Source organism: Hydrogenoanaerobacterium saccharovorans (genome assembly GCF_016901815.1).
Lineage (GTDB): Bacteria > Bacillota > Clostridia > Oscillospirales > Ruminococcaceae > Avimicrobium > Avimicrobium caecorum.
In genome coordinates this window covers 1-18805 of the sequence record NZ_JACSNR010000012.1, presented here as the reverse complement: position 1 = coordinate 18805, position 18805 = coordinate 1, and the positions used below count along the sequence as shown (strand labels likewise).

The following is an 18805-nucleotide window of genomic DNA, read 5'->3' as shown; positions in this document are numbered from 1 at the left end:
ACATTGCGCTGATTTCAGTCCTGGTCACCAAGGCCCAGAACAGCATTCACTACATCGTCATGACCAAGGAAATAGTCTTCAATGAGATCCCAGCGCTGCTCACTGGTCATCTCCTTGGTCAGGAAGGCCTGCATCATTTCCTCTGCATCCTTGTGCCGGCGGTGAATCTCTTTCAGCTGCAGATTCTGGTAACGCCGGTCTTCGGACAGTCTGCGGATCTTCAAAGGATCATTGAGGCGGACAAAGATCTCCAGATTCTGTCCACCGCGTACCTCATAACCTGCCAATCCGAAGATTTCCAGCACAGCCAGCAGACGGAATACAGGATTCTTCTTTCCGCTGATGGTTGCCGGTACATAGCCCACATATTCGGTTTCGTCCCGGTTCGGAGCGCAGTTGAGCAGCTTCTGATCCATCCAGTTGGCCATCGAGAAATAGTTCCCGTTGATTACCCGGTACTGCAAACCAACCTGATTTCCGCCCCGCTGTGTTGCCTGAATGAACCGCATCCGGTCTCCGTCCCGCTGGGTGGGATCAGCCTTGACCTCCACCACAAACAGCTCCAGCAGCGCCTTGGCAAAATCGGCATTCATCACTTCGGATCCGAGAGCCTCCTGCACCTTCTGACGGAATTCATCAACAGTAAACATCTTGTGTTCCTTGCGATAGCCGTCAAACACCTGAGCGACAGCTTCCATGTACTGGCGCAGTCTGACACGGGTCGTGTCAAAGTCCTGTGTATAGCGGATCTGAGCTCTGAGGCGTACAGAGATGCGGTTGACACCATCCTGGGCGAACAGCTCACCGCTGAAGAACCTGGCCTTGAACATGCCGAATGTCATATGGGAGAAGTGCTTTTCCCACAGGTCACCCATCCGGATTTCATAGATGCTGCCGCTGTTGCGCACCACCGCATCCGAGGCCCGGGAGCTGAAGCTGCGCTGGATGGTTACAGTGTTATCATAGAGATTCCGGACAAAATCACTGTATCTGGACAGAAACTCTGTTTCAATCTCTTCCGGGACATTGGCATAACAGGTTGTGAACATTGCCTTGGGACGGACTACCAGTACCGGGAAGCCGTACGACTCCTGCAGATCCTTGGCCAGAAGGAGCAGACCGGTCTTGACGCGGTTTTCCAGTTTATCAGAATCAAACAGATGGCTGAAGGCATCCGGAGAAACCAGAAGATTCCGGTGCTTTTTCTGGCTGTATATCCAGTACAGCTTGTGGAGGATCTCCCGCAGCTGGTAATGCCACAGTTCGCCCATACCATGCAGCCGCTTAAGCTGGGACATATCCATGGGCAGGAATTCTTCAATGGCTGTACCGCGAAGATTCTTGTCCCGGGCCACACGGCCGATCTCCTGGACATAATCTGCCAGGTTTCCGGTGGGAGCATAGTGATATACCTGCACAATATCCGGTACATCCACGCCCATGCCGAAGGCCTTGGTACAGATCATCACAAGGGCTTCACCGGTCTGGAATGCTCTCTGTGCGGCATTCTTCTCTTCCTTGCGCAGACCTGCATGGTAGCGACGGACCCTGCTCCGGATATCTGCGGGAACTACCCGGTAAATATCATCCACCGTGGTACGGAAGGGACAATAGATCAGGGTCTTTTTCCCTGCAGCCACGGCTTCCACAATTTTCTGTGCTACATGGTTCACCTTGAATTCGTCGTAACCACCCTCTGCAGGTTTATCCAGCGGATGGATATCAAAGTCGATGTTGTCGCGGCGAACCCGGCCCAGATACTGGATAGGATTGTTCAGGCCCAGAGTATCAATGGTATCCTGTACCACATCCTCCTTGCCGCCATAGACAGCAGTAGCAGTCAGGCAGAGTACTGGGAAGTGGCGGCCGTTCTTTCGCTGCCGCTCCAGATAATCTCCCAGGAACCAATAGTCGGCACGGAAATCACGGCCCCAGCTGGTTACAGTATGAGCCTCATCCACTACGAACAGTCCCAGCTGCCGTTCACCCAGCAGAGTCTCAAGAGAGGTGGTCAGGAGCATCTCCGGGGCTATGTAAAGAATGGACTTTTCGCCTCTGTGGATGGCGTTCAGGCGCTCTTCCCGTTCCTCATGGGATACATTGGAGTTGAGGAAGGTAGCACAGTGAACTCCACGAGCTTCCAACTGGCTGACCTGATCCTGCATCAATGCGATCAGCGGCGTGATGACAACGGTAACTGCCTGATGCACCTGAGCCAGATAAATACCGGACACCTGATAGAAGGCGGACTTACCGGCTCCGGTGGGAGCGGTCAGGAAGATATTCAGATAGTCCTGGTATCCGCCCAATGCAAGTTCACACTGTCTGACAATGGTGCTGATGATCTCGCCCTGGCTGATTTTCTTGGTCTCAGTACCCGACGCCGGATCCTTGTAAAAGTCCAGCATCCGGAAATCGGCATTTGCTCCCCAGTACTGCTTGAGAATAGCCAGGTAACGGTTGATAGTATCCGGTTCGGCTTCTTCCTTGTGTTCCGCACAGTGCAGTGCAAAGGAACGTCCGCACTGTTCTGCAGCGAATGCGAGTACATCGTAGACATTCTTCCTGGCGTTTGTCTCCTGCTCTACCGGAAGAACCAGAGGTCCATCCAGCTCATCGCTGAGGAACCTGTCTGCCAGCACCAGCGGAGAGATATCATAAGGAAGGGTAGCTTCACCTGCAGTGAATGCTGTCTGCTTTTTCTGATAGAACGGAATGCAGCGGATGTTCTCTCCCTTGTGGCGGTTGAACAGGGTTACATAGCAGCGGTTATCCAGTGTGCGGACGGAGGCGTAGTAATGACTGAGAATTTCTGCTTCCGGGGCAAATTCAGTCTTTTCGCTTTCATAGGCATGAAACAGTGCTTCTGCCTCCTGATCCGGAATGCAGCTGGGAACATAGGACGGAAAAGCATTGTTGTCTACCACAACGAACTCAGTATCGAACATGGTCTTGGGATCCGGTACTGTCTGGAGGACAGCCAGCATCTCTTCATAGATGCCCACCCGGACGCCCTCCTGTACCATCAGGTTCTGGACAAGCTTGCGCCGGGCAGCATCAATTCTAGCGATGCTGATGGTACCGTCGTCATTCAGGATCTGCTCAGCAGGGAGAAGGGAGTCCTCCCGCTGGACCAGCCAGCGGACATTTCCGGGTACAAAGCCGCGGAAGAACAAAACAGCGTTCTTTCCTGCCCACTGGGAGATGATTTCTTCGGTGTGCCGCTCAAAATATTCCTGTGCTTTCATCATGATTCCTCCTGTATCGATAAACCCTATGCTTGCATTGTTGTGCTGACGGATGGTCTCAGGACCTGAGCATCATACCGAGCGCTATGGTATGATGCCTTCCGGCAGCTGATGGGCCTTCTCGCGAACCAGGCCGCTGTATCATCTTCTTCAGGTTTTTCTGGACCCAGGAATCCACATATTCGCTGTATGGCAATCCGGATATTCCATGCAGCAGATGCGGGGTAAATAAAAAACCTGCAAGGCGTTTTTTTGCCTTACAGGTCTGAATACCAATATAGACCCAGTCCCTGAAGACTGAGTTAACTATACCACACGCAATTCATTTTGTCAATATCTTCTCATTATTCATTATATAATATTAAAATATCAATGTCAATAGTTTTTTTGAAAAAAGTTTCTGCTATAAAGACATTACCATTGATCAGTGGTATGATGTCAAAATTCGAAAAATAAAAGGACCAACAAAGTTGGTCCTTTTATTTATGATAAGTACGTTATTCTACACCTAAAGCCTTAAATACTGCATCCTCCGCACTTTGATAGGGGATCAGCTGGAATGAACTCATTAACTCTGGAGGAACTGTCGCAAAATCCACGAAAGACGTACTTGGTATCAGCACTCGTTTTGCACCACTGTCTAAACATACCTGCAACGTACTTGCGAGCTCTTCTACCTTTATCATCGTGCCACTGATACTGATTTCACCCAGTACTATGAGAGAACTCTGTACAGGCTTTCCCAATGCAATCGAGCACAATGCGATGAGTGTAGGCAGTGCGAGTTTTCCGGTCATGCCAATACCCTGCAAATCTTGATAGTTGATGATGTAGTCCTTCATCGTGGTGCTGATGCTACCACTAATCCGATTAGCATTTGCCTTCAGAAAATTAAATGCTGTATTGGTAGACTCTTTTGCGTCGCGGTCAGTTCCAATACCAGTTCTTTCAAACTTTCCGGTTCCAGGAAGCATCTGGGACTCCAAACGGAACACACCGATCATACCGCTTTTTCCTTGAGACGCAGTATAGACCTGACCAGGGTTACATATTCCTTCCGGAATCAATTTACCGCCACCCTGTTCCGGCACGGATACATAGTGCTCGGACATATCATCAATATCTATGTAAGAGAAGTTAACATCATAGAACTCCATGCCACCCAACTTTTTCAGTTGCTCTTTTACCCGGCGACGCATTTCCAATGCTAACTGAAGGACTTCTTCCAGCTGTTCCTTGGTGAACTCTCCATCCGGATAAACCAGCTTCAGATAACCGTCAACCATTCTTCTGACTGCGATAGTATCTCTCTGGTTCAAATTCTTTCCAAGGCGGAAATAGTGGTCAATGGCATCGCCATATTGCTCTTTTCGCAATTCGCGGATAAATTCAGCGAGATAGTCACTGATAAATCCGTAGTCATTCGTGAAATGCTCCGGTCTGAACTTCGGAATTTCCCACCCCGGTAGGTAACAGTGCATACGGTCTAAAAATGCCGTATCCGTCCCCATTTCAGGCGGGAACGGGTCAAACAGGCTAGAAGTTTTCAAAAGGACATCTACGCTCTGGTTGATATTTCCGACAAACACCATAGATGCGGAAGCCGCTTTTTCCTCTTTACCACGGGCAAAAGAACCAGATGCCATATAGTCTTTCATAATCTGGATTCCGTCTTTGTCCTTAAAACGAATTCCCGCTACCTCATCAAAGGCAACGCAATCCCACAAACCAACCAAACCTACCGTTTTTCTTCCCATATTGTAGAAAAGGTTCGCAACAGTAGTCTGACCACCGGAAACCAGAATACTGTTGGGGGAAATTTCCTTGTACAGATGAGATTTTCCGGTACTACGGGGACCAAGTTCACAAAGGTTGAAGTTGTTCTCTACCAATGGAATCATACGGGTCAGAAGCAACCATTTTTCACGGTAGGATAGCGCATCCGGCTCCATACCAATAGAGCGAAGCAGAATGTCGATCCATTCTTCTTTGGAAAAAGCCTTTCGTCCCTGTTTCAGGTCTGCAATATCAATATGCGGCATCTGAATCGGCGTCAGTTTGCGGATCTGAATTGGATAGCCGTTCTGCTTTTCTTCCTCTACATATTCATAATCCAGCTGCACAATGCACCAGATACCACCGCACAATAGTCGGTCGTATTTTTCTGGATATTCATCTTCAATGGGTACATTGGTCAGCCCCAAATTCGAGAAAGAAGCGAAGAAGCAATTCCTTTTTATGTCCAGGTGAACAGTAATCATATCAATGACAGTATGACTGCCTTTTTGACGCAGCTTGGAAAGGATTTTCTGTGTTTCATCCGGACGCACAAAATTGTCAGCGAGAATCCTTTTTACTGTCTGAACACCGGATTCAATCACTTCTTCATCATCGGAGCTGCAATACTGTCCCAGTAGAAATTCCAGGACATAGACCGGGACATTAGCGCCTTCCTTGATTTTCTTAGTCAAGTCCTTTCGGACGATCTTTCCGTCAAAATGCTGACGGAGTTTTTCTTTTATTTCATCACGAGTGCTTTTGCACTCAGTAATCTGTTCCATCCTTGGTTCCTCCTGCTTTAATTTTGGACTTGAATTTTCTATATGTATCACTTCAAATACCTATCTGCATAATCTCTGAAACAATAATCTATACGAAAATCTTCTTCATTTTCCCAATAGCAATATACTTGTAGTAGAATATCAAAATTGCATTTTTTCCTTACTACTTCTTCCAAAAATTCCATATCCAAAAAATATCCATCATGTGTCGAAACAAACACAACTACATAATGTTGTCCCTCATTTCTCAAAGAACCAATAATGTTATACGTCCCTTTTTTTGCTGCAGCTATTGTATTAAACACACGATCTACATACTCTTTAATTTCCATTCTTTCAAAATGTGCAAAAAACAAAATTAAAGGATAACTACTATCTTGCTCCGATTCAACTATGACTCTATCAGGAAGGTTATGAAGTATGAACGAAAAATCTGCAACACACTGTTTCATTGTTTCATTAGTTTCAGTTCCATACCTCTCGGCAATAAACTGGTAAACCAATGCTTCTCCGTGAGTATGATTAGCAAATGAGGAATTGTTATTGTCATCGATGAACACTGAAGTACCAGTATTTCCATATTTCTGATAAAACATCAGTCTCCACTGAAGATAGTATATTATCTCCATCGGAGTTAATAATGCTCTACACATATTTTGAAAATCCCGAAAAGATAGACAATTAACATCCATCCCTTCCTCTGAATGCTTCTTAAGAATGTGTGGATAATCGTTGCCTATCGTTTCATTCATAAACACGATAAGTGGAACAATTTCTGCATTTGAAATCAATGAAACGAATTTACCCCGACCATTTTTAAAAGCAGGTAATTGACCAGATTGGATAAATTGAATAGAATCCTTTATTTGTTTTTTTGCTTTCCTACACTTACTGGTAAGCCATTTCAGCTCTTGCTGTTCATCAAAAGTTTGCTCCTTTTCATTTCTAGCCTTTAGCTGAATTGCAATAATAAAATCTCCTACATTTATCAATAAATCCGCAACTTCTTTTTCAGTACTACCCTCTAATGTAAAGTGCAAATTACTTTGAACAAGTTCTTTGTAAAAATACAACTCTGAAAATGCATCAAGTAATCTCTCTGAATCATTAACCATCTCCGTTATACCTTTCTCATCCTGATTTATGCGGTCTAAATAACTCAATATATGGCTTAACTGAAAAAGTCGAACTCATCCACCGCAAAGGCAATGTCAATCTGAAATTCCTCACGCTGCGGAAGCTGGAGTCCCTGCTCGTCTGCAATCACCAGATAATAGGTTCCGGTATTGCTGTACTTCAGTGGTTTCAGATTGAAGGTACACCGGAATGTGCGCTCTGTACTGTTGTCGGTGGTTTTATCAGCGATGATCTTCTGCACATCGCTGATCTGCTTGCCATTGGAATCCGTAAAATACACCTGATAGGTTGCGGCCTCACGGTTTGCACCCACCGCATCCTTCTGATAGAAGTTCAGGCTGAAAATCATGTTGCTGATTTTCCGGCTGGCTGACAGCAGGCTCACAGTAACAGGTTTCGTATCGTATTTATGCTTGTTGCGCTTATATTCCATCGAATCATTTCTCAAATGGTGATAGTCAATGACCGGAACCACCATTTCCTGCAAACTGATACCACCGTGGACAAAGTTCAAGCCGCCGCCATTCATCTTGATACGAATGTTTTCTCTCGGTGCAAAACCTTCAAACTCGGTTTCTCCATCCAGAAAATTCACCGGCATCAGATAATCCGGCGAAGCTCCTTTCTGCATAATGGCGTATCGTCTGCCGTATTCCACATCCATACCGTTAAAGCTGGTTTTATCCACCTTGTTTTCCTCGTTGAGGGGACTATATGTGTACAAGAACCCGTGGTCTGCGGTAATCAAAATATTCGTACCGCCAAACTCATTTACGATAATACGCACCATGTTTTTTAGTTCAGAAACAGCTTTCTCACAAGCCGTGAAAACAGCGGTGTCAGAGGTATGACTTGCTTCATCAATGGTATCATGGTAGATGTACACGACATCCATGCCCTTCACCAAGGCGCTTCTATCGGCACGTTTCATGCCGATAATGTTTTTGTACTGCAACGCCACACTTGCAGGATTAGCCGCTTTCAGCACTTTATCACGGTTGGTGCTGGCGGTGGACTGCCCATCAGCCAGGACAGTCAGAACATCGTTCTTGACCTCGACGGACAGCTTCGTATGCGGGAGCAATGCCGCCATACCAAACTTAGTAATAGATGGGAAAATGCTCTGCATATTCTCCAACTTCACCTGGCTCTGATTCTCTCGCTCCAGTTCTTCCGCAAGGGTAGCCGCCACCTCATAGCGCATAGCATCAGATATGATGACAAATACTCTGGAATCCGCATTTTTGATACGGGAACGATAGAAGTCCTCCTGCCGGGGAATTTCCAGTATCTTTCCGTACTGTACCAGTTCATCGGCGCACACATCCGACCAGTTACTTCCCAGTTCGCCCAGGAACCAGTGAGAATACAACCCTTCTACCTTGTCCACAACGTGCTTGAACAGGTCATCCAGCAGCATATTGGAGGTTTCCAGGCTTCTCTGGAAGCAGAGCTGGAACTGCCGGTAATAGCGATCCATCCTGTAGTAATCGTTGGTGTAGTTCTTCCATACCTCACGAGCCAGTGCCATGTGGAAACCGGCAGAGTGTTCTTTGAAGAACTCCTGCATATTCGCCACCTGCAAGATTCCCTCATAGAAGTTGGCAAACTCCTCATACCAGACACAGGTGCGGCGCTTTTCCACTATTTTCGTGATGACATCCGAATCAATGATCTGATTGCTGATTTCTGTCATCAGCTTTGTCAGAATGATTTCATTGATGCACGGGAAACACTCGGTATCCACCAAATCTTCCAGTGCCAACTGGCTGAACCGCTTCGGCAAGTGGGCTTCTTCCTCCACATAACGGGCAATTTCATAAAGCTGATGATTATCCTCACTCCGCAGCCAGTCGGAAACAAAATCATAGCAGTATGCCTGATGGGGAAGGGACAGAAATCTTTCCAGTCCTGCCAGATGTTCCGAGAACAGAGTACGGGTAGATGCAGTCAGTAGCAAATGAATTGCCAGCTGACCAATATCTCCTTCTTCCTCGCAGTAGCCGGTTCCCTGGCGCACCATCGCCCAAAAGGCATCTTGCGCTCCATAATTTACAAAATCCTGATAAAGCGGATTGTTCTCCTTATCAAGACCAGCACGAAACACACACCGCATGATCTGATTCGGCTGGGGGTCTTTGATACCGCAGATTGCCGCCATGACAGCCATGTGCAGCTGCGCCGGTTTCTCTGGAGTTTTGCTCTGAGCTGCTATCTTTGACCGGCGATCCTTGGCGTTAAAGAATTTTCGATAGTGCTTGACCTCTTTTCTCATCGAGAAATTCGACACCAAGCCCATCTCATCCATCCACATGGAAATCAGATCAGCACGGAACTCCTCACTGTACAGTTTCACATCAATCAGCCAATCATCATCCGGCTTATCAAAAGAGAGTGGATTGTACACCAAATAATTGCTTGTCAGGTCATCACTCCCCAGCAGCTTTTTCACCATAAAGGTGTTGCTGCCGTTCAACGCAACCAGTTTGGCATTATCCAGCTGAATTTCATCCAGCTTATCCTCGAACTCCCTGTCCTCATCATGCCAGAAAATGATGCGGCGGTGATAATATTCCGGTAAAGGTGCAGCAAACCTGCGGTTTAAGTCTTGTATTACTTTTTCTATATCCACGCTGCAACCTCCTTACTTAATTTTCGCCAGCACATCCTGGAATTTTGCATAGTTGACCTTTACACCATCGTCCAGATCAATAGCAATCATCTGGTCTGCCAGATGGTGGATTTTTTCTTCGTAGCTTCTTAGCTCGGCATCCTGATCTTTTAGCTTCGTCAAGGCTTTGTTCAGCTTCACACGCTCGCTGGTAGCAGCATTGGCAATACGGTTTTCCATATCGGAAATGGCGGTGCGGTAACGGCTCTGCTGTTCATGCACATAATCGGTGCGGATGCGGGCAATGGTATCTGGCTGATAACGATGCATATAGATGAGCGCCTTGAAACCGTTCTTTTTGCCGCTGTCAAACAACCAGTAAATCGGTCGTTTCTGATAAATCTTGCAGTGGTCGGCATAGAAGTCGTTCAGGAAGTAATTACGGATGACCTCTCTCGGCTGTCCTTTTCCGCCAAGTACATCTGCAATGAACTTCAGGTTTTCTTCCAATGTATCTTTGCCGTAAACCGCCTCAACGAACTTCACGAAGCGACCGACAATGTCGTCGTCAAAGTATTCATCGTCGCAGATTGGGATGATATTGTCCTTGTCAATAAAGTTGGCATCCCACACCATATCACTGCTTGAGAAATCATTTTTACCAATAGCATCAAACAAATCTTTTTGAATTACTTCATAATCCCAATCCCCTCCGGCATATACCAAACCATCTTTGAGCGGCGAATATCTGCCGAACATACATCCCACCGCATAGGAAATCAGGCTCTTGATGTCACGCTGCAAGTCAGCCTTGCGGACAGTCACATCCTTATCCTCGACTTCCGGGGTCAGCTCGTCCTGCAATCCATAAATGTCGATAAAAATACGGTTGAGTTCTTCTTCGTTTGCTTTTAATTGGTTGAAACGGCCATCACACTCGGTTTCCCAATGAGCAAAGGCATCAGCGACAGTGGAAACAGGACGGACAAGTGGATGAATTTTGAAATCCCACGAGTTTTCAAAGAAATCCCAGTCACTCTTGGACAAGTCAATTTCCGCAGTAACAAGATTTCGTATATCCGGACTATATTTCTCGCAAAAAATAATTGGGAAACTTGAAATATGCCCAACTTCATAGTTAATAGTTGGCGATAGAATTTTGGCAATTTCCATAGCAACTGACGAATTGCAGAAACCACCTAAGTAAATGAGCTGATTATGGTTGGAAAAAATACTGGTTCCGGCAACATCGTAAATGTGACCTGCTGGCTTATATCTAAAAGCAATGGTTCCGCTTGAAATCTTTGACCATGAAAAACATTCTTGAAAATATGTGTCTGTATTTTGCGGTCGAGATCTGAGCTTGCCTCGTTCATCACAAAAATGCCGTATTTCAAAACCGTCATTTTCCCAATTTACGACATAATCATTATTACCATACCATTTTCTAAAATCTCCACCCTTATTGTATGGAAACCATTTCAAAGAAGATTTTTCTGCTTCCTCTCTTGATTTAGCGGTAAACATCGTTTTTGTGACGGCTACCTCATGCCAGCAACGGACAAATCGTTCGTTTTCGCCCGTTTGTAATCCAACACGAGGAGACGCTATTTGTGACAGACATTTGTTTTCCGCAAATGCCTTTAAGATTGGTGCGCTTGCCCAATATGCTACCGGACTACTTGGGATTTTTGAGAAATTAGATTGATGAGTAATATAGCGATTTTCGCCAGCAAGAAACATATCTTCTTTCCCTTGCTGGGTAGTAGGGTCAATCAAACGGCAATATGTGCCTTTATAGGCTACAACATGGCTTTTTCGCATAACAAAACTGGTGGTCTGTACTACCTCACCTCCAATTTCATCAAAAGCTCTCGCTCCAAGGTGTGCCATGTTGATGGTATCCTTTTGCAGCAGTTTGATGCGCAGCTTTTCAAAACTGGAAAGGAACATCCATGCGTGCTGGGTAATCATTGCCTGATAGCCGTTTTTCTTTGCCATCTGACTACAGGTTTCGATAAACACGGCAAACAAATCGCTCTTGCTGTCGGGATAATTTTTCTTTACAAAATCCGACAGTTTTGCACCCATGCCAGAAGAACCCATATATGGTGGATTGGTGATAACCACATCATACTTCTGAGCCAGTGCTTCTGCCACCTGCACCAATGGCAGCAGATTAGTCAGCACACTATCTTTGCTCATACTGATGTCGTCCCGCACCTCGTCAAAACGGGCATAAAGAGCGACAAAATCCACCGGAGTAATGTTCAGGATAGAGCCGTACTCCTTGGCATCGTGCATTTCCTTAATAATGCTATCCATCGCCGCTTTCAATTTGGCATCTCCATTGCAGAAGTATTCCAGAGTATAACGGTCAATGTCGTTGCTCTCTTGAATAGCATAGACATTGGGCTGAATCTGACGGCTGAAGAAGCGTCGATCATACTGGCGAGCTTTCATCATCACCGCAAAATAGGCGAGCTGTGCTGCTCGGTCGTCAATATCCAGACCGTAGAGATTATTCTTCACGATGCTTTCAACCGCTTCACGGGTGGTGTAGCCGTAGCTTTCGTAAATCTGCACCAGCACATCAAACAGGTAGGCAAGGATATGACCGGAACCGCAGCAAGGGTCGATGCACTTGATCTGCTCCGGAGTCATAGCGGCATATTCTTTGCGGATTTCTGCCAGCTGTGCCTGCACTTCCGGCTCCTGCTCGACTTCTTCCAGATAATACTTCCACCCGGATTTCAGTACGTCATTCGGGTGTCCCTCCACCCAAAGGCGACCAAGGGAGTTCTCCACCATATAGCGAACGATCCAGTCCGGAGTAAACAGCTGGGTTGCCGCTGGAATGTTCTCCTTGGTAATTTTAACGTTCTTTTTGAGGGCGGCAAAAACTTTGTCCTTTTTCTCTGCATTGTAATACTGATACAACCAGCCAATAATCTGCACCGCATCCTGCCAATCTTCCTCTGGGATGGTGGAAATCATCTGCTCGATAACACTGCCTTCACGAAGCAGGTTGTCCGGAAAAAGCAGCTCGGTATAGTCAGAAATACGCTGGAACATCCCCGGCAACACGCTATTCAGAGCGTTACACTGGGTAATCAGCAGATATTTGTAGAGTTCTTCCGTTTGGTTGGCGTTCTTGAACTCATAGACTTTCTCCATGTTCAAGCCCTCCAAATCCAGATGCAGGGCTTCGTCAATAATCTGAGGTTTGAAGTTGTTTTCCTCGTCCGTGAACACACGCACACGGGTAGGGAGGTAGCCGTTGACCTCCATAAACCGTAGGGCAATCAAGCGGTTGAACCAGGTGTAGGCAACTTCCTCCATCACTTCCTCATAGCCCTTGGCATTGATCTGAGAAATCAATGCCCTGCGCTGATTCTTCTGTGTATCAGTCAGGACTTTTCCGTTGATGCTGTCAGCTGCAGTATCAACGATATTATCCTTTTCAATTCCATATTGCATCGCCTTCTGGGATACACGCTCAATCAGTTCCCGACGTGCCCAGACAGCGAATTTCTTTATCGCATTTTTGTCCATAACAATCTCCTTATTTCAGCGTGATTCCATCGCAATCCTTCATCATCGCAGTCAGATAGCTTCTCATACGCTCTACATAAGCGTCAATATCTTCTTGGCTCTCCAAGGTCTTCGCAGGGAACGCCATCTGACGGTACACATTCTTAATCACTTTCTTCGGAGCAGGCTTTGCGGGAGTATCCGGCTGTTTTTTCTTGACCGGCTTCGGCGGCTGCTTTGCAGTCTCGATGCGGTCACAGATGTCGTCCTTGTAAGACCAAATCTGCGGAACCAGACCGTCCAACAGGGCAAGGCTCTGAAGCTCGCTGATTTTCTTTTTCTGCTGGTCGAAGTATGTATCAGCTTTTCTTACCAGTTCAACACAGTCCATATTTCCATCGGAAAGGGTATGAACCTCTGCCATACACTGGCGGACGATTTCCAGCAGCTCGGCACGTTTGGAATCCAGCAATCTGCCATGTCCTTTCCGGACTTTCTCCATCAGACTATTGAGTTCCGGGATTCTACGGTAGATATTTTTCGGGTCATTCTCGACCACGGTAATCAAGCGAATCTGGTTCAGGGCGTCGTTGGCTTCTGTTTCCTTGCTGAGATAATGCAGATCGTTTCTCAGGTCGTCCTCCATCCTAACGGCAGCATCAAATACCTGCACCTGATTTTTGAAGAATCCCTCGACACGCTGCATTTTTTCTTTATTGTCGAAGAGGTTATCTTCCTCTTTCAGAATCGCATCAATCAGGGCAATATTATCTTTCCGCTGGCAGAGGACTTTGTCCATTTGCTCAATGGAAGCAGCTACAAGGCTCTGATCCGGATATTTATGACCTTCATATCTGCTTTTCAATTCGGTATAGTGGTCTTTCAGCTCGCCGAACTTCTGTACTACAAATGCCACCAGACCATCTTCATCATCCGGCACATCCATGACATCGAAGTATTCACGCAACAGCTCCTTGACAGCCCGCATCTTTGTGGCGGCAATCATCTGGCGTTTGCTGATACTGGTCTTGCCAATCTCGCTTTTTTTGCGGAGCATATCCGGCAATTTCGGGTTATCCGGCTGAATGGTGGAACCTGCATATTTGATTGTGACTTTCTGATCATAAATCAGACGGGCAACCACGGCGGCAATGTCAATTTCTTTCCAGCCGTAAGGAATCGCACTATAACGACTCTGAATGTCTGCCATAGAGGTCGGCAGATTTTTCATTGCCTGCATTTCCAGATATTCTTCGATTTTGGCAGCTGCCCCTCGGTTCGGCTCCATACCAGGCATGATATTTTCAGCACCGGTCAGGATCGCAATAACATCCGCATCGGTGTCTACGTTCTTCTCGATTAGGGAAAGTTCACTGTACACATGGGACACCAGATATTCCAGAGCCTGCTCAATCTTACCCTTGGCATTTCCACCCTTGAGTTCGATATGTTCACCATCTACATAGAACTGCGCGGATTCAATGGCTTTTACCAAATCTTCCATTGCGGTCTGCTCATACTTGTTAGCTTCTTCCTGCTGGTCACGGATAATATCCTGAACAGATTTCGGAAGTTGGTTGACGTTACGCTGTTTGACATACTTACGAATCTTCATGGCACTTTCCAAAGATTCATAGTAAGGGGTATCCGACAGCACGACGATGGCTTCCTTACCCTTTGAATCCGTCATCAGTCGCAATTCGGATTTTTCCGAATTGTCCGTCGCAACCGTCAGGAAGCGCAAGCGCATCCCACCAGTGATATTGCCAACGGTAATACCATCCACCATCTGGTCAAAGGAAAAGTCGTACTTTCCGTAGCGATATTTCTTAGTAGTAAAAATATCCCCGAAAATCATCTGCCCGATACGGTCAACGATAGTAGCGGTATCCACCGGCGTGTTTTTGACCTCCCTCTGAATATCCTGTTCTTCGTCGGTCAGGAAGTTGTACACTTCTCCGGTTCTTCCGATGTAGTTCTGACTCATCAGCCGGTTCAGACATTCACGAACAGTCTCACGCATGGTGATTTTGTCCATACGAATATCGTCTGCCATCAAGATCACGATGTTGTCCAGATTGGCAGGAATATCGTCAATGTAACGAATCAGGTATAGCAGTTTCAGCACATCCACATCCTGTGCTTCGATGCCATCACCATTGTCAGCAGCCTTTTGGCAGCGTTCAATTACACGGCGGATGGAGCTGTCAAGGAAAGTATGTACGGTATCATAAAAACGGAAGAACGGAACGAGGGCATACTCGTCCTTGTCCTGAATTTTCTGGGTTGCTTCCTGGAAGCCGGAAAGCATAGAACGCTCACCGCCGGACAGATGCTTACCGGAATTACCATGCTTGCGGATTTCTGCAAAAACCTTCTGCATGATGATGAACTGATAAGGCACAAACGGGAAATTCACGGCAAATTCTCTGGAACCGGAATAGCCCTTAATATCCAAAATGGAATCTGAGAAGCTGAACAAATTACGGAGAACGGAATCGTTCTTCTCATAAACTGCTTCCAGTTTGGACTCGGCTTCATTGTTCTTTTTCAGAATACGCTTCTGAATGACTTCGTCCACAGAGGAGGAAGAAAGGCTCAAACGGGTTTTGAATCGAGCCTGAATTCGGGAAAACTCGTCAGCACGAACTTTGATAATCTCGTCGATGGCTTCCTGTCCAGTGCAGACAACCCACACCTTACCACCGCACTCGCTGCCGATTTTCTCGACGAGGGACTGGAGATTCAAAAGCATATCGGTATCTGTACCAACATACTGACCTACTTCATCCACCATAAACAGCAGGCGGAAGTTGTCCGGCTTGGTATTCAGGTAATCCTTAATATCCTCTACAAGCTGAGCAATGGAAAACTCGGTGGCTGATTTATCATTGAACCAAGCCTTGGCATCTTCCTCGCTCATATCTAAGACTTCTACCAGAGTAGGAATGATATATTTACCGTTAAAGGCAAATGCTTTGCGAGAGTCCACCCAGGGCATTCCTTTCTTTTCTTCAAAGACACGGCGGAACTCATCGGTCTTTCCCTGTTGGTCAATATACTGTTCCAGTTTTGCAACCTTCAGGTTTTCGCCAAAGAAGCCCAGGTGATTATAGAATGTCTTAGCAAACACACGCAAAACAGCAGTTTTGTCTTTATTGATGGAACCCTCAATATCAATATTAAACAGAATCGTCTCTGTCTGCACCTTCGTGGAACGGTCAATCAGCATATAGGTTGCAGGGTCATCTTCAAACTTCCTGCGGAATCTCTCAACACTATGAATCCCTTTGACCTCTTTATTCTCCAGTAGATAGGACAGCATTTTCAAGAAGTGGGATTTACCACTTCCAAAGAATCCGGAAATCCATACACCGGTATCAGCTGTCGGTTCATCCAGAGCATCACTATAATAGTTGAAAAAGGTAATGAAGTGCTTCTTCAATTCCTTTGTAATAACATACTCATTTAATTCCTGCTCGATCACATCGTCCGCAGCCTGATCAACTTTGATAACGCCGTTGATTTTACGGTTGATATCATCGGCAAACATATCACGAATAATCACAATCGTACCCCCTTATACCACATTAAACGCCCTGTAATAATCATTGGGCTGCAATCGGTTAAACAACTTTACATGGCGACCATCGAACTCACCCGGATACATCACCAAAATTGGTACATCCGAAAAATGAGGTTGCAGTGCTTCCAGTAAGGAATGGATTCTCATAAACGGGAAAACTTCACCCACACCGGTAAGCATCAGCACGTCACCGCACTCATGCGGCTCAAACTGGATTTTCTCTATAAACTCACCTTCGCCAATAGCAGAGTGGAGCTGTTCCAAAAGGAAGATACTTCCGTCCTCCGCTTCCATATCCGGAATCGCATCTGTAATACCCATATCCTCACAGATAGAAAGGTATGTCTGATACAGATTGCAAATTCTCAGGCGGCAGGACAGAGAGTGGTCGGTTTCCAGTTGCTCGATAAAATGGCGGACTGCCATTTCATCTTCCGGGTTGTAACAAAAAATGCGAATATTCACTTCATTGCTGAGTCCCTTACCCTCCAAAAATTCAGGTTCCTGTATCAGCTCTCTGACTTTATCTAAACGTTCTTCAATATTACTCATCTATCTTGTATCCTCCCTATGAGAAGCAGTTGAAAGCCGGTAAAACCATCAGGTCACCATGGCTTCTGATTGCATTTTCCAAAATCGGATGCAGATACACTGGATTCAAATGGTCTGCATGAACATCGTCCAAATACTCATTCTCCACGAGAACTTTCGCAAAAACTTGTTTGAGTTTCGTGATTGTTCCCTCGCTCCAAGCAGCAACTGCATCGTCCTGTTCCTGCAATCTCATAAAATAGGTATTCAAATCAATTCTACCAAAAGAGCTGTCCTTTAATCGGTACTTCTCGCCAATAACCGTCAGCATAAACTCCCACATCAAGCGGCTCTGTTTCATCATGGCATATAGGCAAATCTGCTTGGCTACATCAGTCGGCTGCTGCGCAATCGCTCTAACCAAGTCCATATCATCCATAGCCGCCAATCTTTTTAAGCAAGCCTTTGCCATCCGAGCGACCGACTTCTCCGTCGGATATTGAAAAAGATTGCCACTCGTAATCTGTGCAACAATATCTTCTTCACTTAAGCCGCTGCTCAATAATTTTGCTGTTGTCCGCATCTCATAAAACAAAAATGGTTCTCTTGTTAAAGATGCGATATACGGACAAGTGTTATCCATTACAACGCCCTCCTTTTGCCGTATCTACTTCAGGAAGAACGTCAACTATATCATCAATAGTACAATTCAGGCTTCTGCAAATTCTGATTAATACATCCATTGATACAGTTTCATTTTTTGATAGTTTGGCAAGTGTATTTGCGCTGATTCCAGCCTGTTTGCTAAACTGTGTTTTCTTTAACCCTTTATCGATAAGCAACTTGAATAATTTGTTATAGCATACATCCATGAGCATTCTCCTCACAATGTTTATTGGGGGGGCTAAATATTACATAACTTTCTTTCATTTTACCATCTTTGATTCAATAGTTAAACAAAAAATATTGTCTTTCACCAACTTATATACCTGTTTTTGAAAATAAAATCATACTTCTAATGTGCTATAAAATATCCATCAAATATTTTACACTTTAATAAATCATCAATTATAGGTACAACTTACATTGATTCCCTCACATATTCAATGAATTATTGCTCCCTTTTTTCTTTGTTTATGCGGCTCAAGTTTTGCGCATCTAAAACTTAACACCAGCCCATTGAACTAATAGCATATTGGGGGAAAGCACTTGTTTATCAGGATCTTTTCTGACCCACACCCTGACCCATACGGGAAAATATCCTTATGGAGCCAGTGTGCCAAGGAGTGCCAAAGAGAATGCAGATAGTTAGTGAAAAGAGCAAAAAATGCCCACTCAGCGGTATCTGGAAGGTCTGGCTACCCTTCGTAATCAGCAGGTCGCGCGTTCAAGTCGCGTCACTAGCTCCAGAAAATCCCCGTAAACGGCTTGTTTGCGGGGATTTTTTCTATCTCGATGTGGGTGCTGCCAGGCTCTGACTCACACCCTGACCCACAAGCGGAAATAACCTGAAACGATCAGAAATCCCCATTCCTTTTGCTGCTTGCGATAAGCCGTTACTTCTTCCTTCATAGTTTTCTTGTTCTGCCATCATAAC

General features: G+C 45.7%; 9 protein-coding genes. All 9 read right to left on the bottom strand.

What is annotated here, in order from left to right:
- Positions 1–14: 14 nt before the first annotated feature.
- Complete coding sequence (locus tag H9X81_RS11055; protein ID WP_204722036.1) at positions 15–3251, bottom strand: DEAD/DEAH box helicase; 3237 nt, start codon at positions 3249–3251, stop codon at positions 15–17.
- 494 nt (positions 3252–3745) lie between these two features.
- Entirely contained in the window at positions 3746–5809 is a 2064-nt protein-coding gene (gene brxL, locus H9X81_RS11050; RefSeq protein WP_204722034.1) for a protease Lon-related BREX system protein BrxL, read from the bottom strand.
- A gap of 47 nt (positions 5810–5856) precedes the next feature.
- Positions 5857–6924, bottom strand: coding sequence for a hypothetical protein (locus tag H9X81_RS11045; RefSeq protein ID WP_204722032.1), 1068 nt, complete (start codon positions 6922–6924; stop codon positions 5857–5859).
- Positions 6925–6980: 56 nt separating this feature from the next.
- The gene (pglZ, locus tag H9X81_RS11040; RefSeq protein ID WP_204722030.1) at positions 6981–9578 is read right to left on the bottom strand and encodes a BREX-1 system phosphatase PglZ type A; all 2598 of its coding nucleotides are present in this window, start codon (positions 9576–9578) and stop codon (positions 6981–6983) included.
- A gap of 12 nt (positions 9579–9590) precedes the next feature.
- Positions 9591–13112, bottom strand: a complete 3522-nt coding sequence (gene pglX / locus H9X81_RS11035; protein WP_204722028.1) for a BREX-1 system adenine-specific DNA-methyltransferase PglX — start codon at positions 13110–13112, stop codon at positions 9591–9593.
- 10 nt (positions 13113–13122) lie between these two features.
- Entirely contained in the window at positions 13123–16659 is a 3537-nt protein-coding gene (gene brxC, locus H9X81_RS11030; RefSeq protein WP_204722026.1) for a BREX system P-loop protein BrxC, read from the bottom strand.
- A gap of 12 nt (positions 16660–16671) precedes the next feature.
- Entirely contained in the window at positions 16672–17229 is a 558-nt protein-coding gene (locus tag H9X81_RS11025) for a DUF1788 domain-containing protein (RefSeq protein WP_204722024.1), read from the bottom strand.
- Between the two features lie 16 nt (positions 17230–17245).
- Complete coding sequence (locus tag H9X81_RS11020; protein ID WP_204722022.1) at positions 17246–17851, bottom strand: DUF1819 family protein; 606 nt, start codon at positions 17849–17851, stop codon at positions 17246–17248.
- Complete coding sequence (locus H9X81_RS11015) at positions 17844–18080, bottom strand: helix-turn-helix domain-containing protein (protein WP_204722020.1); 237 nt, start codon at positions 18078–18080, stop codon at positions 17844–17846. Before H9X81_RS11015 ends, H9X81_RS11020 begins: the two co-directional genes overlap by 8 nt.
- Positions 18081–18805: the final 725 nt, after the last annotated feature.